This window comes from Pseudomonas inefficax, from assembly GCF_032164165.1.
In the GTDB taxonomy this organism is placed as follows: Bacteria; Pseudomonadota; Gammaproteobacteria; order Pseudomonadales; family Pseudomonadaceae; genus Aquipseudomonas; species Aquipseudomonas inefficax.
Map to the genome: position 1 here is coordinate 4,896,658 of NZ_CP134401.1, position 17,112 is coordinate 4,913,769.

General features: G+C 64.5%; 17 protein-coding genes. 10 read left to right on the forward strand and 7 right to left on the reverse strand.

Annotation, left to right across the window (positions count from 1 at the left end; all coding sequences use genetic code 11):
* The first annotated feature begins 1 nt into the window (after window position 1).
* Window positions 2-664, forward strand: a complete 663-nt coding sequence (locus RIN61_RS22115; protein ID WP_112252216.1) for a response regulator — start codon at window positions 2-4, stop codon at window positions 662-664.
* Window positions 661-2,028, forward strand: a complete 1,368-nt coding sequence (locus RIN61_RS22120) for a sensor histidine kinase (RefSeq protein WP_313854103.1) — start codon at window positions 661-663, stop codon at window positions 2,026-2,028. The genes RIN61_RS22115 and RIN61_RS22120 overlap by 4 nt, the downstream gene beginning before the upstream one ends.
* 6 nt (window positions 2,029-2,034) lie before the next feature.
* Here the strand turns inward: RIN61_RS22120 and RIN61_RS22125 are convergent, their stop codons facing one another.
* Window positions 2,035-2,421, reverse strand: a complete 387-nt coding sequence (locus RIN61_RS22125) for a VOC family protein (RefSeq protein ID WP_112252214.1) — start codon at window positions 2,419-2,421, stop codon at window positions 2,035-2,037.
* 240 nt (window positions 2,422-2,661) lie between these two features.
* On the opposite strand from RIN61_RS22125, the gene RIN61_RS22130 reads away from it, so the two are divergent.
* Window positions 2,662-3,567 (forward strand): LysR family transcriptional regulator, encoded by a 906-nt coding sequence (locus RIN61_RS22130; RefSeq protein WP_112252213.1) that lies wholly within the window; start codon window positions 2,662-2,664, stop codon window positions 3,565-3,567.
* Window positions 3,568-3,605: 38 nt separating this feature from the next.
* Here RIN61_RS22130 and RIN61_RS22135 read toward each other — a convergent pair whose 3' ends face one another.
* Window positions 3,606-4,079: a YMGG-like glycine zipper-containing protein gene (locus tag RIN61_RS22135; protein WP_207879135.1), complete on the reverse strand. Its 474-nt coding sequence runs from the start codon at window positions 4,077-4,079 to the stop codon at window positions 3,606-3,608.
* 151 nt (window positions 4,080-4,230) lie between these two features.
* Between RIN61_RS22135 and RIN61_RS22140 the strand changes: the two genes are divergently transcribed.
* From RIN61_RS22140 to RIN61_RS22155, 4 genes are read left to right on the forward strand one after another with little or no spacing between them, the layout of a single operon-like run.
* On the forward strand, window positions 4,231-4,827 hold the full coding sequence (locus tag RIN61_RS22140) for a paraquat-inducible protein A (protein WP_112252211.1): 597 nt from the start codon (window positions 4,231-4,233) through the stop codon (window positions 4,825-4,827).
* Entirely contained in the window at window positions 4,824-5,468 is a 645-nt protein-coding gene (locus RIN61_RS22145; RefSeq protein ID WP_313854113.1) for a paraquat-inducible protein A, read from the forward strand. The genes RIN61_RS22140 and RIN61_RS22145 overlap by 4 nt, the downstream gene beginning before the upstream one ends.
* Complete coding sequence (locus tag RIN61_RS22150; RefSeq protein WP_207879141.1) at window positions 5,452-7,092, forward strand: PqiB family protein; 1,641 nt, start codon at window positions 5,452-5,454, stop codon at window positions 7,090-7,092. The genes RIN61_RS22145 and RIN61_RS22150 overlap by 17 nt, the downstream gene beginning before the upstream one ends.
* Before the next feature lie 11 nt (window positions 7,093-7,103).
* The gene (locus tag RIN61_RS22155; RefSeq protein WP_112252209.1) at window positions 7,104-7,640 is read left to right on the forward strand and encodes a PqiC family protein; all 537 of its coding nucleotides are present in this window, start codon (window positions 7,104-7,106) and stop codon (window positions 7,638-7,640) included.
* 74 nt (window positions 7,641-7,714) lie between these two features.
* On the opposite strand, the gene RIN61_RS22160 is transcribed toward RIN61_RS22155, so the two are convergent.
* Window positions 7,715-9,493, reverse strand: a complete 1,779-nt coding sequence (locus RIN61_RS22160) for a phosphoethanolamine transferase CptA (protein ID WP_112252208.1) — start codon at window positions 9,491-9,493, stop codon at window positions 7,715-7,717.
* 153 nt (window positions 9,494-9,646) lie between these two features.
* On the opposite strand from RIN61_RS22160, the gene RIN61_RS22165 reads away from it, so the two are divergent.
* Complete coding sequence (locus RIN61_RS22165) at window positions 9,647-9,805, forward strand: DUF2986 domain-containing protein (RefSeq protein ID WP_207879145.1); 159 nt, start codon at window positions 9,647-9,649, stop codon at window positions 9,803-9,805.
* Between the two features lie 160 nt (window positions 9,806-9,965).
* On the opposite strand, the gene RIN61_RS22170 is transcribed toward RIN61_RS22165, so the two are convergent.
* Window positions 9,966-10,334: a hypothetical protein gene (locus RIN61_RS22170; RefSeq protein ID WP_112252206.1), complete on the reverse strand. Its 369-nt coding sequence runs from the start codon at window positions 10,332-10,334 to the stop codon at window positions 9,966-9,968.
* A 254-nt stretch (window positions 10,335-10,588) separates the two neighbouring features.
* On the opposite strand from RIN61_RS22170, the gene RIN61_RS22175 reads away from it, so the two are divergent.
* Entirely contained in the window at window positions 10,589-11,080 is a 492-nt protein-coding gene (locus RIN61_RS22175; RefSeq protein ID WP_112252205.1) for a GNAT family N-acetyltransferase, read from the forward strand.
* Window positions 11,081-11,140: 60 nt separating this feature from the next.
* On the opposite strand, the gene RIN61_RS22180 is transcribed toward RIN61_RS22175, so the two are convergent.
* The 3 genes from RIN61_RS22180 to RIN61_RS22190 form a co-directional block, all read right to left on the reverse strand.
* The gene (locus RIN61_RS22180) at window positions 11,141-12,514 is read right to left on the reverse strand and encodes an 8-oxoguanine deaminase (protein WP_112252204.1); all 1,374 of its coding nucleotides are present in this window, start codon (window positions 12,512-12,514) and stop codon (window positions 11,141-11,143) included.
* A 224-nt stretch (window positions 12,515-12,738) separates the two neighbouring features.
* The gene (locus RIN61_RS22185) at window positions 12,739-14,319 is read right to left on the reverse strand and encodes an aldehyde dehydrogenase (NADP(+)) (protein ID WP_313854120.1); all 1,581 of its coding nucleotides are present in this window, start codon (window positions 14,317-14,319) and stop codon (window positions 12,739-12,741) included.
* A gap of 262 nt (window positions 14,320-14,581) precedes the next feature.
* On the reverse strand, window positions 14,582-15,961 hold the full coding sequence (locus RIN61_RS22190; RefSeq protein ID WP_207879154.1) for an APC family permease: 1,380 nt from the start codon (window positions 15,959-15,961) through the stop codon (window positions 14,582-14,584).
* Window positions 15,962-16,242: 281 nt separating this feature from the next.
* Here RIN61_RS22190 and RIN61_RS22195 point away from each other — a divergent pair, with 281 nt between their 5' ends.
* A complete protein-coding gene (locus tag RIN61_RS22195; RefSeq protein ID WP_215521483.1) occupies window positions 16,243-17,085 on the forward strand; it encodes a helix-turn-helix transcriptional regulator in 843 nt (280 codons plus the stop codon).
* Window positions 17,086-17,112 lie beyond the last annotated feature (27 nt).

Genomic DNA, 17,112 nt, shown 5'->3' on the forward strand with positions numbered 1-17,112 from the left:
CATGCGCCTGCTGCTGGTAGAAGACGACGCCGCGCTGGGGGAGGGGATCTGTGACGGCCTGCGTCGCGAGGGCTATACCCTCGACTGGTTGCAGGATGGCGCCAGCGCCTTGCATGCCCTGTGCCACGAGGAGTTCGACCTGACCATTCTCGACCTGGGTTTGCCGCGCCTGGATGGCATCGAGTTGCTGCGGCGCCTGCGTGCGGCCGGAAAGAGCCTGCCGGTGCTGGTGCTGACCGCACGCGACGCCACCGAGGACCGCATCGCCGGGCTGGACGCCGGCGCCGACGACTACCTGGTGAAACCCTTCGACCTCAACGAACTCAAGGCCCGCTTGAGGGCCTTGCTGCGGCGCAGTAGCGGCCGCGCCCAGGTGCTGATAGAGCATGCCGGGGTGTGCCTGGACCCGGTCAGCCAGCAGGTACGCTACCTGGGCCAGCCGGTGGTGCTCACGCCCAAGGAATACCTGCTGCTGCACGAACTGCTGGCCCAGCCGGGCAAGGTGTTCACCCGCGAACGCTTGACCCAGTTGCTGTATGGCTGGGATGAAGAGCCGGAGAGCAACACCCTGGAGGTGAATATCTACCACCTGCGCAAGAAGCTGTTTAACGGCCTGATCCGCACCGTGCGCGGGATTGGCTACCTGGTGGAACGCAAGGCATGAGCTCGCTGCGCCAACGCACCTTGTGGCGGGTGATGCTGCTGTTGCTGGTCGGCAGCGGGTTGCTGGCGCTGTACAACTACCACGACAGCCGCCACGAAATTAACGAGGTGTACGACGCCCACCTGGCGCAAAACGCCCGGCTGCTGCAGGGCATCATGAGCCTGCCGGTGCAGGAGCAGAGCCGTGACGAGTTGTACCGCGCCTTCGACGAGGCCTTGAGCAAGGCCGGGCAGCACAAGGTGGGGCACCGCTACGAGAGCAAGCTGGCCTTCCAGGTGTGGGCCGACGACGACGGACTGCTGGTGCACACGCCCAGCGCGCCGCAGTTGGGGCAGACGCCGCGGGTGCCGGGTTTTGCCGACGTGGTGGTCGATGGGCGCCGTTGGCGCAGTTTCGTCTTGCCCGTGCCGGAAAAACACTGGGTGATCTGGGTGGGCGAGCGCAACGATGTGCGTGATGACCTGATCGAACGCATCGTGCGGCACACGCTGTTGCCATTCCTGTTCGGCAGCCTGGCCCTGGCCTTGCTGGTGTGGGCGGCCATTGGCTGGGGCCTGCGGCCGCTGCAGAACATGGCCAGGGTTATCCGCGCCCGCCACGCCGAGTCGCTCGAGCCGTTGCAGCTGGTGCCGTTGCCCAAGGAGCTGGAACCGATGCAGGCGGCGATCAACCGCCTGCTCGGGCAGATCGAAGATCTGCTGCGCCGCGAGCATCGTTTCATCGCCGACGCTGCCCACGAGATGCGCACGCCCTTGGCCATCCTGCGCCTGCATGCGCAGAACGCCCTCAATGCAGAAAGCGCTGCGGAGCGGGACAAAGCTCTGCAGTTCCTGATGGGCGGTGTCGACCGCCTTGCCCGGGTGGTCAACCAGCTGTTGACCCTGGCCCGCCTGGAGCCGCGGCCGGGCCGGCATGACTGGCCGCGGGTGGACCTGGAGGGCGTGGTGGCCGAGACCCTGGCCGAGCTGACCCCATGGATTCTGGAGCGCGGGCTGGAGCCTTCACTGGACATCACCGCCGGCGACTACCACTTGCACACCGACGCTGGCGCGCTGGGTATTGCCTTGCAGAACCTGGTGGCCAATGCCGTGGACCATTCGCCGGCAGGCGGTCGGGTTACCGTGACACTGCAGCGGGAGGGGCAGGCCCTGGTGGTCAGCGTCGACGACGAAGGGCCGGGTATCGCCGAGGTCGAACAGCAGCGGGTGTTCGAGCGTTTCTACAGCAAGGGCTCGACCAATGGCGCCGGGCTGGGGTTGTCGATCGTCAGCACCATCATGACCCGCCTGGGTGGCAGCGTGCAGTTGCGCAACCAGCTACCGCACGGGTTGCGCGTAACCTTGCGGCTGCCCGTGGGGCCGTGAACAGCGCTAGTGCTTTTGGGCGATCTGGATCAGGTTGCCGCAGGTGTCGTCAAACACTGCCACGGTGACAGGCCCCAGGGGGGTAGGCGGCTGGGTGAACTGCACGCCCGCCGCGCACAGCCGGGTGTATTCGGCCTGGATGTCACGCACGCCAAACGAGGTGGCGGGAATGCCGTCCTGCCTGAGCGCGGCCTTGTATGCCTTGGCGGCCGGGTGCGCGTCGGGTTCGAGCAGCAACTCGACGCCGTTGGGGTCGTTGGGGGAGGTCAGGGTCAGCCAGCGGTGGCGGCCCATGGGGATATCGTGCTTTGGCTCGAAACCGAGCACGTAGTGGTAGAAAGCCAGGGCTTTGGCCTGGTCGTCGACGAGGATGCTGGTGACCACGATCTTCATGAACGCACGCCCTATGCCTGGAACCGTTGAGTATCAGTAAAGACAATCGGGGGCTTTTGGCCAAGTTCCTGCTGGTTCACCCGCGAAGAACGTGACGCGACGAGACGCACGCCGTCCCTCGTGAAAACCTGTTCAAGCCATAGGTAAATCCTTCATCAGCCAGCCCCCATCCACCCGTTGCCAAGGGTAAAGTGGCAGGCACGATTCCAGCGCGCCCAGACCGGCGTCAGAGAGGTGCCCGTGGCGGCCTATACATTGCGACAACTCAAGTACTTCGTCACCACCGTCGAGGCCGGCAGCGTGGCCGAGGCTTCACGCCAGCTGTACATCGCCCAGCCGTCCATTTCCACGGCGATCAAGAGCCTGGAGGAAAGCTTTGGCGTGCAGCTGTTCATCCGTCACCATGCCCAGGGCGTGTCACTGACGCCCAGCGGCAAGCGCTTCTATGCCAAGACCAGGTCGCTGCTGCAGATGGCCCACGAATTCGAGCAGAATGCCCTGGCCGACAACGATACCGTGGCCGGGCAGATCGACATCGGCTGCTTCGAAACCGTGGCACCGCTGTACCTGCCGCGCCTGATCGCCGGCTTTCGCCAGCGTTACCCGGGGGTGGATATCCGCCTGCGCGACGGCGAGCAGCAGGACCTGATCCAGGGCCTGACTGCAGGTACCTTCGACCTGGCGTTCCTCTACGACCATGACCTGGACGGCACCATCGAGGCCGAGCCGCTGATGCCGCCGCAGAAACCCTATGTGCTGCTGCCCGAGAACCACCGCTTCGCCGGCCAGGCCCAAGTGTCGCTGCGTGACCTGTGCCCCGAGCCGATGATCCTGCTGGACGTTGCCCCCAGTCGTACCTACTTCGTCAGCCTGTTCAACGAAATGGGCCTGACGCCCAACATCGTCTTCAGCTCGCCATCGATCGAGATGGTGCGCGGCATGGTCGGGCAGGGCTTCGGCTTTTCGCTGCTGGTGACGCGGCCGCATTCGGAGTACACCTACGACGGGCAACGCCTGGCCATGCTGGATATCGCCGAGCCAGTGGCGCTGTCAGGGCTGGCGGCAGCATGGTTGAAGCGTGTGCAACTGACCAAGCCGGCACAGCTGTTCGTGGAGTTCTGCCGGGAACAGTTGGCGAAGTTCTGAAACAGGCACGCCATGCAGAAGCATGGCGTGCCCGCTGATCAAGGGTTGACCTGATAGCCGCGCCCTTGCAGGCACCCGGCGTAAGCACTGGCGTGGGCCTGGGCTTTCGCTTCGTCCTGGCCGCGCCGGTCCTGACGGCGGTCCTGACGCTGGCGCATGCCACCGACCGCAGCACCGGCGGCGGCCACTTCACCGGCGCGGTTCTGCCGGTATTCCTGTTTGGCATCATCACCGACCCGGTCATACAACTCGTCGTGCTGGTTGCCGCGCACCTGTGCGCCTGCCGCACCGGCAACCGCGCCGGCGGCAGCACCGCGTACCCGGCCACCGACATGGGGGTCGCTGGAGGTCGCCGCACTGTTCGCGGCATTGGTGGCGACGGTATTGCAGTCATTGATATCCAGTTGCATCTGCTGGCTGCTCTGGCCCTTGAGCGGCACCACCGACTGCGCCTGGGCTGCCGATGCCGCGCACAGCAGCACCAGCAGGCAACTCCACGTGAACGTACGCATGGCAAACCTCCAGCGGGTGGGGATCCCGTTTCACAGGATAGTTCGACTTTGCTGTCAATGATGGCGGTTTTGCCGGGATGGTCTAAACCGGATATCAAACGTGGATCGCTCGCGTATCACGGCGGGAATCCGGGCCACCTGTGGAAACCCCATGAGCCAGACCCAGCACCTGATCATCTGTGAGTACTGTGACACGGTGTACCACCGTGCGCCGCTGCTCAAGCACCAGCGCGCCGTTTGCCAGCGCTGTGGCGGCGTGCTGTACCGCCACACTTCGCTGACCGTGGAGCAACGGCTGGCCCTGAGTGTGACGGGGGGCATCCTGCTGGTGTTGGCCAATTTCTACCCGGTGATGACCATCGGCATGCAGGGGCTCACCCATTCCGCGACATTATGGGACTCGGTGCAGATCCTCAGCCACGGCAGTATCACCTTCATCGCCCTGGTCATGGCGTTGTCCATCATCTTTGCGCCGGTGCTGCAGATCGGCCTGCTGTGCTGGCTGCTAGGCTTCGCCCTGGCGGGCCAGCGCGCCCCCGGCTTTGCCCTGTGCATGCGCAGCCTGGAAGGCCTGAGGCCGTGGAGCATGCTGGAAGTGTGCTTGCTGGGGGCGATGGTGGCGGTGATCAAGCTGGCGGGGTTGCTTGACGTCATACCCGGCATCGGCCTGTTGGCGCTGGCCGCGCTGAGCATGCTGATCATCCATGTCGCCGGCAAGGATATCCGCGACCTTTGGGAGCAAGTATGAATACCCCGGCCAACGCCGACGACCTGGGCCTGTGCCTGTGCCATGGCTGCGGTCAGGCCTGTGAACTGGGCAGCGGCAAGCACACCTGCGACCGCTGTGGTGCCGCCATCCACCGACGCAAGGCCAATGCCATCAGCCGCGGCTGGGCGTTTCTGCTGGCGGCGCTGGTTTTCTACATCCCCGCCAACCTGCTGCCGGTGATGCACACCGAAATGCTCGGCAGCGGTAGTGCAAGCACCATTGGCGGTGGCGTGCTGGAGTTCTGGGAGGCCGGCGCCTGGGACATCGCGCTGATCATCTTCATTGCCAGCGTAGGCGTGCCGGCCATCAAGTTCTTCTCGCTCGGGCTGTTGCTGTTCACCGCCCAGCGCGGTTCTACCTGGGCCTGTCGGCAGCGCTCGCAGCTGTACCGTTTCGTCGAGCTGATCGGCTACTGGTCGATGCTCGATGTGATGGTGGTGGCGCTGGTGGCGGCGCTGGTGCAACTGCGCGGGCTGGGCACCATCGAGCCGCGAGTGGGCATCCTGTTTTTCGGCATGGTGGTGGTACTGACCATGTTTTCTGCGATGAGCTTCGATCCACGCCTGATCTGGGATAGCCGTGGCAACGAGGGAGGCCGCATTGATGGTGCAACAGACTGACAAGCGCGAGGGAGCGGGGCAGGTTGAAGTGCACACCCGGCGCTGGAGTGTGTCGCTGGTATGGATCGTGCCGATACTGGCGATTCTGATCGGCGCTTCGCTGGTGGTGCGCAACTGGATGCAGCAGGGGCCAGTCATCGCCATTTCCTTCCACACCGGGGAAGGGCTGGTGGCGCACAAGACCCAGGTCAAGTACCGCAGCGTAGTAATTGGTGAAGTCACCACGGTGGACCTGGCCGACGACAAGAAGAGCGTGGTCGCCAAGGTCCAGCTGTCCAATGACGCACGCGCGTTCGCCACCCAGGGCGCGCGCTTCTGGGTGGTGCGGCCACGCATTGGCGTGGGCGGCGTGTCCGGTGTGGATACGCTGCTGTCGGGCAGTTTCATCGGCGCGGATTCCGGCGAATCGAAAGTGCCCGAGAAGTCCTTTGTCGGCCTGGAGCTGCCACCGCCGATCACCTACGACGAAAAGGGCAAGCGCTTTGTCCTGACCGCCAGCGACCTGGGGTCGCTGGATATTGGCTCGTCGATCTATTACCGCAAGATCCCGGTGGGCGAGGTGGTGTCCTTTGCCCTGCAGGGCGATGGCAAGGGCGTGGAGATTGGCGTGTTCGTGCAGGCCCCCTACGACAGCTTCGTCACCGCCGATACCCGCTTCTGGAACGCCAGTGGCGTCGACATGCAGATCGGTGCCAACGGCCTGAAGATCGATACCGAATCACTGTCGTCCATCCTGGTGGGCGGGCTGGCCTTTGGCTCGCCCGACCTCGCCCCGCAAGCCGAGCCCGCTGCCGACCAGGCGCGCTTCCAGCTGTTTGCCGACCGCGACACCGCCCTGGCACCGCCCAGTGGCCAGGCGCAGTACCTGCAGTTGCGCTTCGACCAGGCCATGCGCGGTCTGTCGGTGGGAGCCCCGGTGGAGTTCAAGGGTGTCGAGTTCGGCAGGGTCACTTCGGTCAAGCTCGACTACGATGCTGCCCGGCAGACTTTCCCGGTGGTGGTCGATGCGGTGATCTACCCGCAGCGGTTGGGGCCGGTGCACCGCAAGATGCTGTCCGTGTTCAAGCATGCAGAAGGCGACATGGACGGCGCACGGCGGCTGATCGGCACCTTCGTCGAGCACGGGCTGCGGGCCCAGGCGCGCAGCGGCAACCTGATCACCGGGCAGATGTTCATTTCCCTGGACTTCTACCCGGATGCCCCCAAAGTGGCCTTCGACAAGACTGCCGACCCCATCACCATCCCCACATTGCCCGGCAGCCTGGAGCAGTTGCAGGAGCAGCTGCAGCGGGTGGTGGAGCGCATCAGCAAGTTGCCGCTGGAGAGCATCGCCAACAACCTGGATGGCAGCCTGCGAGAGTTGCGCGCCAGCCTCAAGCAGTTCAATGGCCAGACGCTGCCGGACGTGAAGGTAGCGCTGGACGAAGTGCACAAGACCCTGCGCACGGCCAATTCGGCCATCTCCGAGGACTCACCGCAGCGCGAGCGGATGGGCGAAACCCTGGACGAACTGGAGCGCATGTCGCGTTCGCTGCGTGACCTTGCCGATTACCTGGGCCGGCACCCCGAGTCGCTGATACGTGGCCGGCCGAAAGCCGCCACTGCCACCGACCTTGAACCCTGAGGAGACAGCCGATGCATCGACTGCGCAATGTGTGTGGCGCCGGCCTGCTGGCCGTGCTGTCGGGCTGCAGCAGTACCCCGAACAACTATCACACGCTGGTACCGAGCGAGCCGATGCGCGACGGCGGCCAGCGCATCCAGGTGGAGAGGGTAGCCGTGCCACCGCAGGTGGACCGCCCGCAGCTGGTGGTGCGGCAAGGGCAGAGTGGCCTGGCCATCCTCGAAACGGAGTGGTGGGGGGCCAACCTGGTAGATGAGTTCCGCAGCGCCTTGCAGGACCAGTTGGGCGGGCCGGTGGGGGGCGGCAAGGCGTTGTTGCGGGTGGACGTGCAGCGCTTCGATAGCGTGCCGGGGCGCTACGCCTCGCTGGAAGCGGTATGGCGCCTGACACGTTCGGGTGAGGCCGAACTGACCTGCCGTACCTCGCTGCAGGCGCCAGCGGACAACAGCATCGCCAGCCTGGTCAATGCTCACCAGGCCAACCTGCGCAAACTGGCCGAGGTGGTGCGGGGCAGTGCCAGGCAGGGCAGCTGTGCCCGACCTGCCTGACGGGCACCTGTGGGAGCGGCAGTGTGTCGTGAAAGGGGCGCAAAGCGCCCCCGGCAATTTCAACGACAAAACAATCAGTTCAGGCGCCCAGCGTTCTGTGTCTTGCCACTACTGACCGTCTCCTGCTCCCGCTCGGCCTTGTCCAGCGGCAAGTCGTCGAACTCGCGCAGGCCATCCTTGCGGTACGGGTCGCCAATCCAGCGCGGTGCCACCACGAACTGCGGGCTCACCAGGCTCTTGGCCGGTTCGTAACGGTCATAGCTCAGCCCGGCCAGGTCGGACAGGGTATGGATCAGGTGCGAGCTGCTGTAAGGGCGGTCGGCCATCGCCTGCAAGTCGCGCGGGTGCTCGGCCTGCCAGCTGGGCGAAGTCCACAGCAGGAAGGGGATGGTGTACATCGGCCGGGTCGGCGCGCCTTCGTTGCGCCCCAGGCGGTCGTGGTTGCCAGAGCTGTATACATCTTCACCATGGTCGGACAGGTACAGCAGGAAACCATTGGCGGTACTGGCCGAATAACGCTTGATCAGGCTCGACACCACGTAGTCGTTGTAGCGCACCGCGTTGTCATAGAAGTTGTAGGTTTGCACCTGGTCGTCCGTCAGCTTGGCGGGCACCCCCTGGCGGTCGTTGAAATGCGCGTAGTCGTCGGGGTAGCGGTAGCGATAGTCCATGTGCGTACCCAACAGGTGCACGATGATGAACTTGTTCGGCGCCGGGTCCTGCAGGGCCTTCTCGAACGGTGTCAGCACCACATCGTCGTACTGGCTGGCATTCTGGTTGCGCTGGTTGTTCAGGTACACCGGCGCGTCCGTCTGCTGCGAAAAGGTGGTCAGCATGGTGTTGCGCTTGGTCATGGTCTGCTGGTTGGTGATCCAGAAGGTCTTGTAGCCGGCCTGCTTCATCAGGTTGATCAGCGACGGGTCGGTGAGGAAGCGGTCCGGGTTCTGCTCGTTGCCGAAGGTGAGGATCTGCTGCATGACTTCGATGGTGTACGGGCGTGGCGACACGACGTTGCTGAACACCGTCAGGCTCTTGTCGCTGGCGGCCAGCGCATCGAGGTTGGGTGTGGTGTCGCGGTTGTAGCCGTACAGGTGCATGTGCTCGCGGGTGGTGGATTCGCCCAGCACCAGCACCAGCGTGCGTGGCGCTGCACCGCTGTTGTCACGCAGGTTCTGCAGGGGCGGCAGCGCGGCGTTCTGGGCCAGCAGTTCCTGCATGTTGTCCAGCTGCTGGCGGTACTGGCGGTAGCCGACCAGTAATTGCCAGGGCACGGCGGGTTCCATGCGCTGTTGCACTTTTTCCGCCGCGTCGGCGAAGCTGCGCTCCTGGGTCACCATCTGCTTGTAGAACGGGTACACCAGGTTGGCCAGCAGCAACAGGGCGACCACCGGCAGGCGGCTGCGCAGTGGCAGGCTGACCGGGCGTACGCGCTTCCACAACAGCACCGCCACCAGCGTGTACAACAGCAGTGCCAGGCCCAGCCAGGCGCTGAAGTACTGGCTGAAGTACTCACCGGCCTCGGCGGTGTTGGACTCGAACATCACGAAGATGACGCTTTGCGAGAACTCCTGGCGGTAGATGCCGAAGTAGCTCAGCCCCACCAATGAAGCGGCCCACAGCACCAGGCCGATGACCGCTGCCGTGGCGCGGGTGAAGCGCGGCAGCAGCAGTACCGGTGCCAGCCACAGGCTGCTGAGGAAGAATGCATCGCGAAAACCGGCGAACCCGGTGGTGCCACTGAACAGCAGCAGCGCCTGGGTCACGCCCGAGAAGTACCAGAAGAACAGCAAAAGCCAGCCCAGGCCGGCCCAGTCCACGCGCTTGGGCGAGGAGGGGGATGGAGTGTGTGACACGTATGCCTCGTCGTACTTGGCAGCCAGCGGATGTGCCCGTGACCGGAAAGGGCGTGACGCTAATCTGCCGGGTGTGAAAATAACGTCAACGAGACGCTGGCCCAGGCAAGGTATGATGTGCCCAGCCAAACCAGACTGACAGGTCGAGTGAGAATGAACCGTCGCAAGAAGATCAAGCAGCTAATGCAGGCGCATGCCAAGAAGGCCAGCGCCAAGCTGGCGCCGCGCAAGCCCAAGTACATTTGCAAGGCCGACCGGTTGAAGATGGAGGCCGAGGTGGCGGGGGATACCCCAGGCCTTACGGAGAACTGATGCCTGTCACGCGACCCTGTGGGAGCGGCCTTGTGTCGCGATAGGGCCGCAGAGCGGCCCCAGGTTTCAGCATTACGGCAACCAACGCTGGGGCTGCTGGGCAGCCCTTTCGCGACACAAGGCCGCTCCCACATCGAGCGCGCCAACTGCGGATCAACGATCAACGGCGGTAGTAACGGTGGTCGTCATTGTAGCGGTGGTGCATGGCCCGCTCATGGCGGTGCTCCCAGTCGCGGCGCCGTTCCCAGTCGCGTCGGCGTTCCCAGTCTCGCCGGCGCTCCCAATCACGGCGGGCCTGCTCGCGGCGCCACTGTTCGCGGCGCCAGTCGCTGCGGTGGTCGTGCCAGCGGTCGTCATCGTGAGCCAGCAGCGTGGCTGGCTGTGCATCGGCCACACTGGCTACCCTGGACCAGGGGTTGCCGGCAGGCTGCAACGGTGATTGAACCGCCGGGGCAGCCACTACGGGCGCCTTCATTTGTGTTGCCGATGCCGTGCCCATCGCCGCGAACGAGAACAGGCCGAGCAGCATCAACCTTGCGACATGCATTTTCATGAGCGAAGCCAACCTCTGATAACAATTGAGCCATCTGGCCAGCAGGTGGTCGGCGAACCTTGTCTCGCGTTCCGCTACCTTTCTGTGCCTCCCACATAGACCGGTAAACGGGAAAAAGTTCGCAGCGGCAACAAGTTGTACAACTTTTGCGCTTCAAAAAAGATGGTCACGTGGCAGCGGGGCTCATTTACCATGGCGGCTGTTTTCAGCCATTGCCAAGGATACCCGCCATGAGCCCCCCTCAGTTCCGTACCCCCACAGCCGCCGACGCCGAACGCTGCTACGCCATCGAGATCGGTGCCTATGAAGGCGATGAGGCGGCCACGCTGGAGAAGATCCGCACCCGCATCGCGCAATACCCGCAGGGCTTTCTGGTATTGGAAAACGCGGGCGAGATCGTTGGTTTCATCAACAGCGGCTGTGCCCACGAAGTGGTGATGTCCGACGAGGCATTCAAGGAGCTGGTCGGGCATGACCCGGCGGCGCCAAACGTGGTGATCATGTCGGTGGTGGTGGACCCGACGCACCAGGGCAAAGGCTACGCCAAGCGGTTGATGGAAGAATTCATCCTGCGCATGAAAGCTGCGGGCAAGCTGACCATTCACCTGATGTGCAAGGAGCAGCATGTGGCGTTGTACCAGAAGCTGGGGTATCAGTACGTGAAACCCTCGCCGTCGGACCACGGCGGCATGGCCTGGCATGAGATGGTCATGTTCCTCTGAGTTCGCAAAACACGGAGGCTTTGCCAGCGATGGGCCGCAAAAGCGGCCCCTGATGGCCGCTTATTCGCCGCTGACCAGCTGGCGTGCCAGCTGGTTGTGGCGCTCCAGCACCCGTGGCAGGTCAACCGTGGCCAGCTGGCCGTCCTTCACCACCACACGGCCATTGATGACACTGGTATGCACCTGGGTCGGGGTGCAGAACACCAGCGCCGCCAGCGGGTCATGGTGGCCACCGGCATAGGCCACGTGGCCGAGGTCGAAGGCGACGAAGTCGGCCACCATGCCTGGGGCCAGGGCTCCGATGTCATTGCGGTTGAGCACCTTGGCACCGCCGAGCGTTGCAATTTCCAGCGCCTCGCGTGCAGTCATCGCGTCGGGGCCGAAGCCCACCCGTTGCAGCAGCAAGGCCTGGCGCACTTCACCGATCATGCTGGCGCCGTCGTTGGATGCCGAACCGTCGACCCCAAGGCCCACCGGCACCCCGTGGTCGCGCATCTTGCGCACCGGGGCGATGCCCGAGGCCAGACGCATGTTCGAGCATGGGCAGTGGGCGACACCCGTGCCGGTGCGGGCGAACAGCTCGATGCCATGCTGGTCGAGTTGCACACAGTGGGCGTGCCATACGTCGTGGCCGACCCAGCCGAGGTCCTCGGCATACTCGGCAGGGGTCATGCCGAACTTCTCGCGGCTGTAGGCGATGTCGTTGACGTTTTCGGCCAGGTGGGTGTGCAACGACACCCCGTACTGGCGCGCCAGCACGGCAGCTTCGCGCATCAGGTCGCGGCTGACCGAGAACGGCGAGCAGGGCGCCACCACGATGCGGCGCATCGAGCCGTGGCTGGCGTCGTGATAGTCCTCGATAAGGCGCTGGGATTCCTTGAGGATGTCGGCTTCCTTTTCCACCACCGAATCAGGCGGCAGGCCGCCCTGGCTGCGGCCCACGCTCATGCTGCCGCGCGCGGCGTGGAAGCGCATGCCGATCTCGTCGGCGGCATGGATGCTGTCGTCGAGCTTGCAGCCGTTGGGGTAGATGTACAGGTGGTCGCTGGAGGTGGTGCAGCCGGACAGGATCAGTTCGGCCATGGCGGTCTGGGTCGACACCGCGATCATTTCGGGGGTCAGGCGTGCCCAGATCGGGTACAGGTTGGTCAACCAGTTGAACAGCTCGCCGTCCTGGGCCGCCGGCACCACGCGGGTGAGGCTCTGGTACATGTGGTGGTGGGTGTTGACCAGGCCAGGGATGACCACCTTGCCGGCCATGTCCAGCACCACATCGGCGTGCTGTGGCAGGGTGTCGCTGGGGCCGACCTGGCGGATCAGGTTGCCTTCGATGAACATTCCGCCGTTCTTGATCTCGCGGCGCTCGCCGTCCATGGTGACCAGAAGCTCGGCGTTTTTGATCAGTAACGTTCTTGGAGCATTTGTAGATGACATGGCTTAAGCCTGCCGCAATACGCATCGGCGATTACCGATGTCATAGGCGCATGGCATTGTAAGCAAGAGTTTTGCAGATTGTATACAGGGGTGGTGATCCTGTGCTGGCCTCTTCGCGGGTAAACCCGCTCCCACAGGTACTACACAGAATTCAAGCACTGTGCAGTACCTGTGGGAGCGGGTTTACCCGCGAAGAGGCCAGCACAGGCTACCTCAATGTCAGATCAAACCGCCCCACGGCTGGCGACCCCATCCACCAACCGCGCAATCCCAAGCGGGTTGGCACTTTTCAGCGCATCCGGCAGCAGCGCATCCGGGTAGTTCTGGAAGCACACCGGGCGCAGGAAGCGGTCGATGGCCAAGGTACCAACCGAAGTGCCACGGGCATCAGAGGTGGCCGGGTATGGCCCGCCATGCACCATCGCGTCCGATACCTCTACGCCGGTCGGGTAGCCGTTCAGCAGCAGGCGCCCGGCCTTGCGTTCCAGCAGCGGCACCAGCGTGGCAAAGGCGCTCAGATCGTCCGGTTCGGCAATCAGGGTGGCCGTCAGCTGGCCTTGCAAGTGGCGCAGCGCTTCGGCCAGTTGCTGGGCATCGGCGACTTCCACCACCACGGTGGTTGGGCCGAACACTTCTTCCTGCAGCAGTGGGTCGCTGTCCAGCAGCAGGCTCACATCAGCCTTGAACAGCTGCGGCTGGGCCTGCTTGCCGGCGTGTGGCTGCCCGGCCAGGTGCTGGATGCCAGGGTGCGCCAGCAGGTGCTGTACACCGTTCTGGTAGCTGCGCAGGGTGCCGGCGTTGAGCATGGTCTGCGGTGCCTGGTCGGCCATGCGCGCCACCAGTGTGTGCACGAAGCGCTCGAACTGCGGCGACTTGATGCCCACCACCAGGCCCGGGTTGGTGCAGAACTGCCCGCAACCCAGCACCACCGAGGCGGCCAGTTCACCGGCTACTTGCTCGCCACGGGCCTGCAGCGCCTGGGGCAGGACGATTACCGGGTTGATGCTGCTCATTTCGGCGAATACCGGAATCGGCTGCGGGCGCGCAGCCGCCATGTCGCACAGGGCGCGACCCCCACGCAGCGAACCGGTGAAGCCTACCGCCTGGATGGCCGGGTGCTTGACCAGAGCCTCGCCCACGCCGGCGCCATAGATCATGTTGAACACGCCTGCTGGCATGCCACTGCCGGCTACCGCGCGGTCGATCGCCGCGGCCACGTGGGCGGCGGTCAGCATGTGCCCGCTGTGGGCCTTGAACACCACCGGGCAGCCGGCCGCCAGCGCCGAGGCGGTGTCACCGCCGGCGGTGGAAAAGGCCAGCGGAAAGTTGCTGGCACCGAATACGGCCACCGGGCCGACGCCGATGCGGTACTGGCGCAGGTCCGGACGTGGCAGCGGGGTGCGCTCGGGCAGCGCGCGGTCGATGCGCGCACCGAGGAAGTCGCCACGGCGCACCACATCGGCGAACAGCCGTAGCTGGTTGCTGGTGCGGGCGCGCTCGCCGCGGATGCGTGCCTCGGGCAGCGCGGTTTCGCGCATCACATGCTGGACAAAGTCATCAGCCAGTGCGTCCAGTTCATTGGCGATGGCGTCGAGGAAGGCGGCGCGCTGTGCCGGGCTGGTGCTGCGGTAGGCCGGGTAGGCGGCCTCGGCGGCCAGTACGGCAGCATCGACTTCGTCGCCGGTCGCCTGGTGGAAGGCGTATGGCAGCGGCTCGCCGGTGTGGGCGTCGACGCTGTTCAGCAGCACGTCACCGTTGCCGCTGAGCTGGCCGGCGATATGGTTCAGGCGATGTTCGATGGACATTTCGTTTCCCGTTGGCAATGACAGTCGTTGGGCTGGGACTGTAGGGGGTGAAATGTGTGCTGAATAATGATTAATGCGGATCAGGTGATAACAGATCGTTATCGCAACGGCCTTCTCCAAAAGTTTCCATCGTATGCACGGCCCCCTGTGGGAGCGGGTTCACCCGCGAACACCGGCGAAGCCGGTGCCATCCACCGAGTCGCCTGCTTCGCGGGTAAACCCGCTCCCACAGGGACCGCGCAAATGCTCGAAAGCGCGTGGGTCACTCGGCCATCTGCAACTCCGGCAACTTCACCCGGAACGCCCGGGTAAGCCCCAGCAGCACCACAAGGCCCATGCCCATCCAGCACAAACCGATGGTGAACGACAGGCTGGTCAGGCTGCTCCACAGCCACAGCGTGCTGAGAAAGCCCAGGCCGGGAATGGCGCCATACAGCAAGTAGTTGCGACCTCCACGCAGCTTGTGGTCGACAAGGTAGTGCTTGACCACGGCCAGGTTCACCGCCGAGAAGGCGAACAGCGCGCCAAAGCTGATCATGTTGGCCACGGTGTCGAGGGTGATCACCAAGGCAATCAGCGACAGCAGGCTGACCAGCAGGATGGCCGTGGCCGGTACGCGCTTTCTCGTCACCAGCTGGCCGAACGCACGGGGCAATGCACCGTCGCGGCCCATGGCGAACAGCACCCGCGACACACTGGCCTGGGACACCATGGCCGAGGCGAAGCAGCCGGCTACGTAGGTGGCGGTGAAGGCGGTCACCAGCAGCTCGCCGCCGACCCGACGCATCACGTCCACCGATGCCGAGTCCGGGTCGGCGAAGCTGCCCCAGTCAGGGAACACCATCTGGGCGCAATACGACACCACCAGGAACAACATGCCGCCGATCAGCGACACGGCGAGAATCGCCACGGGAATGCGGTAGGTGGGGTTGCTGGTTTCCTCGGCCATGGTCGAGACCGCGTCGAAGCCCAGGAACGACAGGCACAGCACGGCGGCGCCGGTCATGATCAACGGCACGCTGAAGCCTTCGTGGTGGAAGGGCGCCAGCAGCGACACCGGCTGCGCCTGCCCGCTGAGGTTGTGGATGGACAGGGCGACGAACACGATGATGAACACCAGTTGCATCACCACCAGGATCCAGTTGACCCGGGTGATCGACTCGATGCCGATCAGGTTGAGGAAGGTGACCAGGGCAATGGAGCCCGCCACCCAGACCCAGGCGTGGATGGCCGGGAAGTACTCCGACATGTAGATGCCGATCAGCAGGTAGCTGAGCAGCGGCAGGAAGATGTAGTCGAGCAGCAGGGTCCAACCGGCGATGAAGCCGATATGGCTGCCGAAGGCCTTGCGGGTGTAGGTGTAGACCGAGCCGGAGTAGGGGTGGGCCTGGACCATGCGGCCGTAGCTGTAGGCGGTCAGCAGCATGGCGGCGAGGGTCAGCAGGTAGGCGGTGGGCAGGTGCCCCTTGGTCATCTGGGTGACCAGCCCGTAGGTGGTGAATACTGCGAGGGGGACCATGTAAGCCAGGCCGAACAGCACCAGGGCGGGCAGCCCCATGGACTTGCGGAAACGGCCGTTGCTGGCGGTGGGTTGCGACGGGCTATGTGCAGGGCTATGGGCTGTACTTGTTGTTGTATGCATTGCTAACTCCTGAAAAGGGATGCAGGACGCCGCGGTATGCGAGCGGGCTCGATACCGGTGGGTGTTGTGCAAGGAGGTCGAGCGAGTGGCTCGCAGCGCTGGGGCGGGTTGATGCTCCCACACCCCGCCGGTACCCGGAATCACCCTTTGGGGTGAGCCGGGAAACGGCTTTGCCTGCTCACCCCAAAGGGTGATTTCGGTGTTTGCAATGCCATGGGAGTATCTGGCCAACGACGCACCGCACTGGCGGCGGTGCCTTTACTTGAGACGGCAGGCCCACAGTGACTGATCAATTGCTTTCGCAACAGTGGTTCGAGCACCTGGCCAAGGTTACCGAGGCGATCGGCCGACCGGGCTTTGCCGCCACCCTGTTTACTGCACTTGGCGTGATCCGGCCGATCCAGGCGACCACGGTGTACCTGTACCCGCACGACGGCATGCCCTGCGCGCTGTTCGAGCAGGACGACAAGGCGCCCTGGCAGCCCGAGGGCAATGTCAGCCGCTACCTGTCCGGTTTTTATCTGCTCGACCCGTTCTACGGGGCCTGTGTGGAGCAGGTCGAGTCCGGTTGCTACGGCCTGTTCGAAGTGGCGCCCGACCAGTTCGAGGTCAGCGAGTACTACCAGTCGTTCTACCGGCACTCGCACCTGGAGGATGAGCTCAACTACATCCTGCAGGTCGCACCCAGGCAGAGCCTGGCGGTATCGCTGGCGTTCACCGACAAGCTCGATGGGCAAACCCGTGCGTTGTTCGCGCTTATCACGCCCTGGGTGCTGGCGGTGCTCGGCAAGCACTTCGCCGGGCTGGACAGCCGCGCCGGGCGCTTCGAGAACATCCTCGAGCAGCGCATCCACGCGGCGCTGAACAACTTCGGCAGCTCGCTGCTGACCGAGCGTGAATGCCGTATCGCCCAGTTGATCCTGCGTGGCCACTCGACCAAGTCGCTGGCCGAGCGCCTGGCGGTGTCGGAGGACACCATCAAGTCACACCGCAAGAACGTCTACGCCAAGCTCGACATCGGCACCCAGTCCGAGTTGTTCTCCCTGTTCATCGACGCGCTGGCCAATGCCCAGGGCGTGCTGGGCAAGGACCCGCTGGAAAGCTACATGGGCAAGCTGCGCTGAGCGCAAGCCACCCTGCAACCCCACCGC

What these genes read in the sequence shown, in the direction of transcription:
- RIN61_RS22165 (WP_207879145.1), top strand. Translation starts at nt 9,647, where the DNA reads ATGAACCGTCGCAAGAAGATCAAGCAGCTAATGCAGGCGCATGCCAAG.
- RIN61_RS22125 (WP_112252214.1), bottom strand. Translation starts at nt 2,421, where the DNA reads ATGAAGATCGTGGTCACCAGCATCCTCGTCGACGACCAGGCCAAAGCC.
- RIN61_RS22155 (WP_112252209.1), top strand. Translation starts at nt 7,104, where the DNA reads ATGCATCGACTGCGCAATGTGTGTGGCGCCGGCCTGCTGGCCGTGCTG.
- RIN61_RS22180 (WP_112252204.1), bottom strand. Translation starts at nt 12,514, where the DNA reads ATGTCATCTACAAATGCTCCAAGAACGTTACTGATCAAAAACGCCGAG.
- RIN61_RS22120 (WP_313854103.1), top strand. Translation starts at nt 661, where the DNA reads ATGAGCTCGCTGCGCCAACGCACCTTGTGGCGGGTGATGCTGCTGTTG.
- RIN61_RS22135 (WP_207879135.1), bottom strand. Translation starts at nt 4,079, where the DNA reads ATGCGTACGTTCACGTGGAGTTGCCTGCTGGTGCTGCTGTGCGCGGCA.
- RIN61_RS22170 (WP_112252206.1), bottom strand. Translation starts at nt 10,334, where the DNA reads ATGCTGCTCGGCCTGTTCTCGTTCGCGGCGATGGGCACGGCATCGGCA.
- RIN61_RS22150 (WP_207879141.1), top strand. Translation starts at nt 5,452, where the DNA reads ATGGTGCAACAGACTGACAAGCGCGAGGGAGCGGGGCAGGTTGAAGTG.
- RIN61_RS22145 (WP_313854113.1), top strand. Translation starts at nt 4,824, where the DNA reads ATGAATACCCCGGCCAACGCCGACGACCTGGGCCTGTGCCTGTGCCAT.
- RIN61_RS22190 (WP_207879154.1), bottom strand. Translation starts at nt 15,961, where the DNA reads ATGCATACAACAACAAGTACAGCCCATAGCCCTGCACATAGCCCGTCG.
- RIN61_RS22185 (WP_313854120.1), bottom strand. Translation starts at nt 14,319, where the DNA reads ATGTCCATCGAACATCGCCTGAACCATATCGCCGGCCAGCTCAGCGGC.
- RIN61_RS22115 (WP_112252216.1), top strand. Translation starts at nt 2, where the DNA reads ATGCGCCTGCTGCTGGTAGAAGACGACGCCGCGCTGGGGGAGGGGATC.
- RIN61_RS22140 (WP_112252211.1), top strand. Translation starts at nt 4,231, where the DNA reads ATGAGCCAGACCCAGCACCTGATCATCTGTGAGTACTGTGACACGGTG.
- RIN61_RS22175 (WP_112252205.1), top strand. Translation starts at nt 10,589, where the DNA reads ATGAGCCCCCCTCAGTTCCGTACCCCCACAGCCGCCGACGCCGAACGC.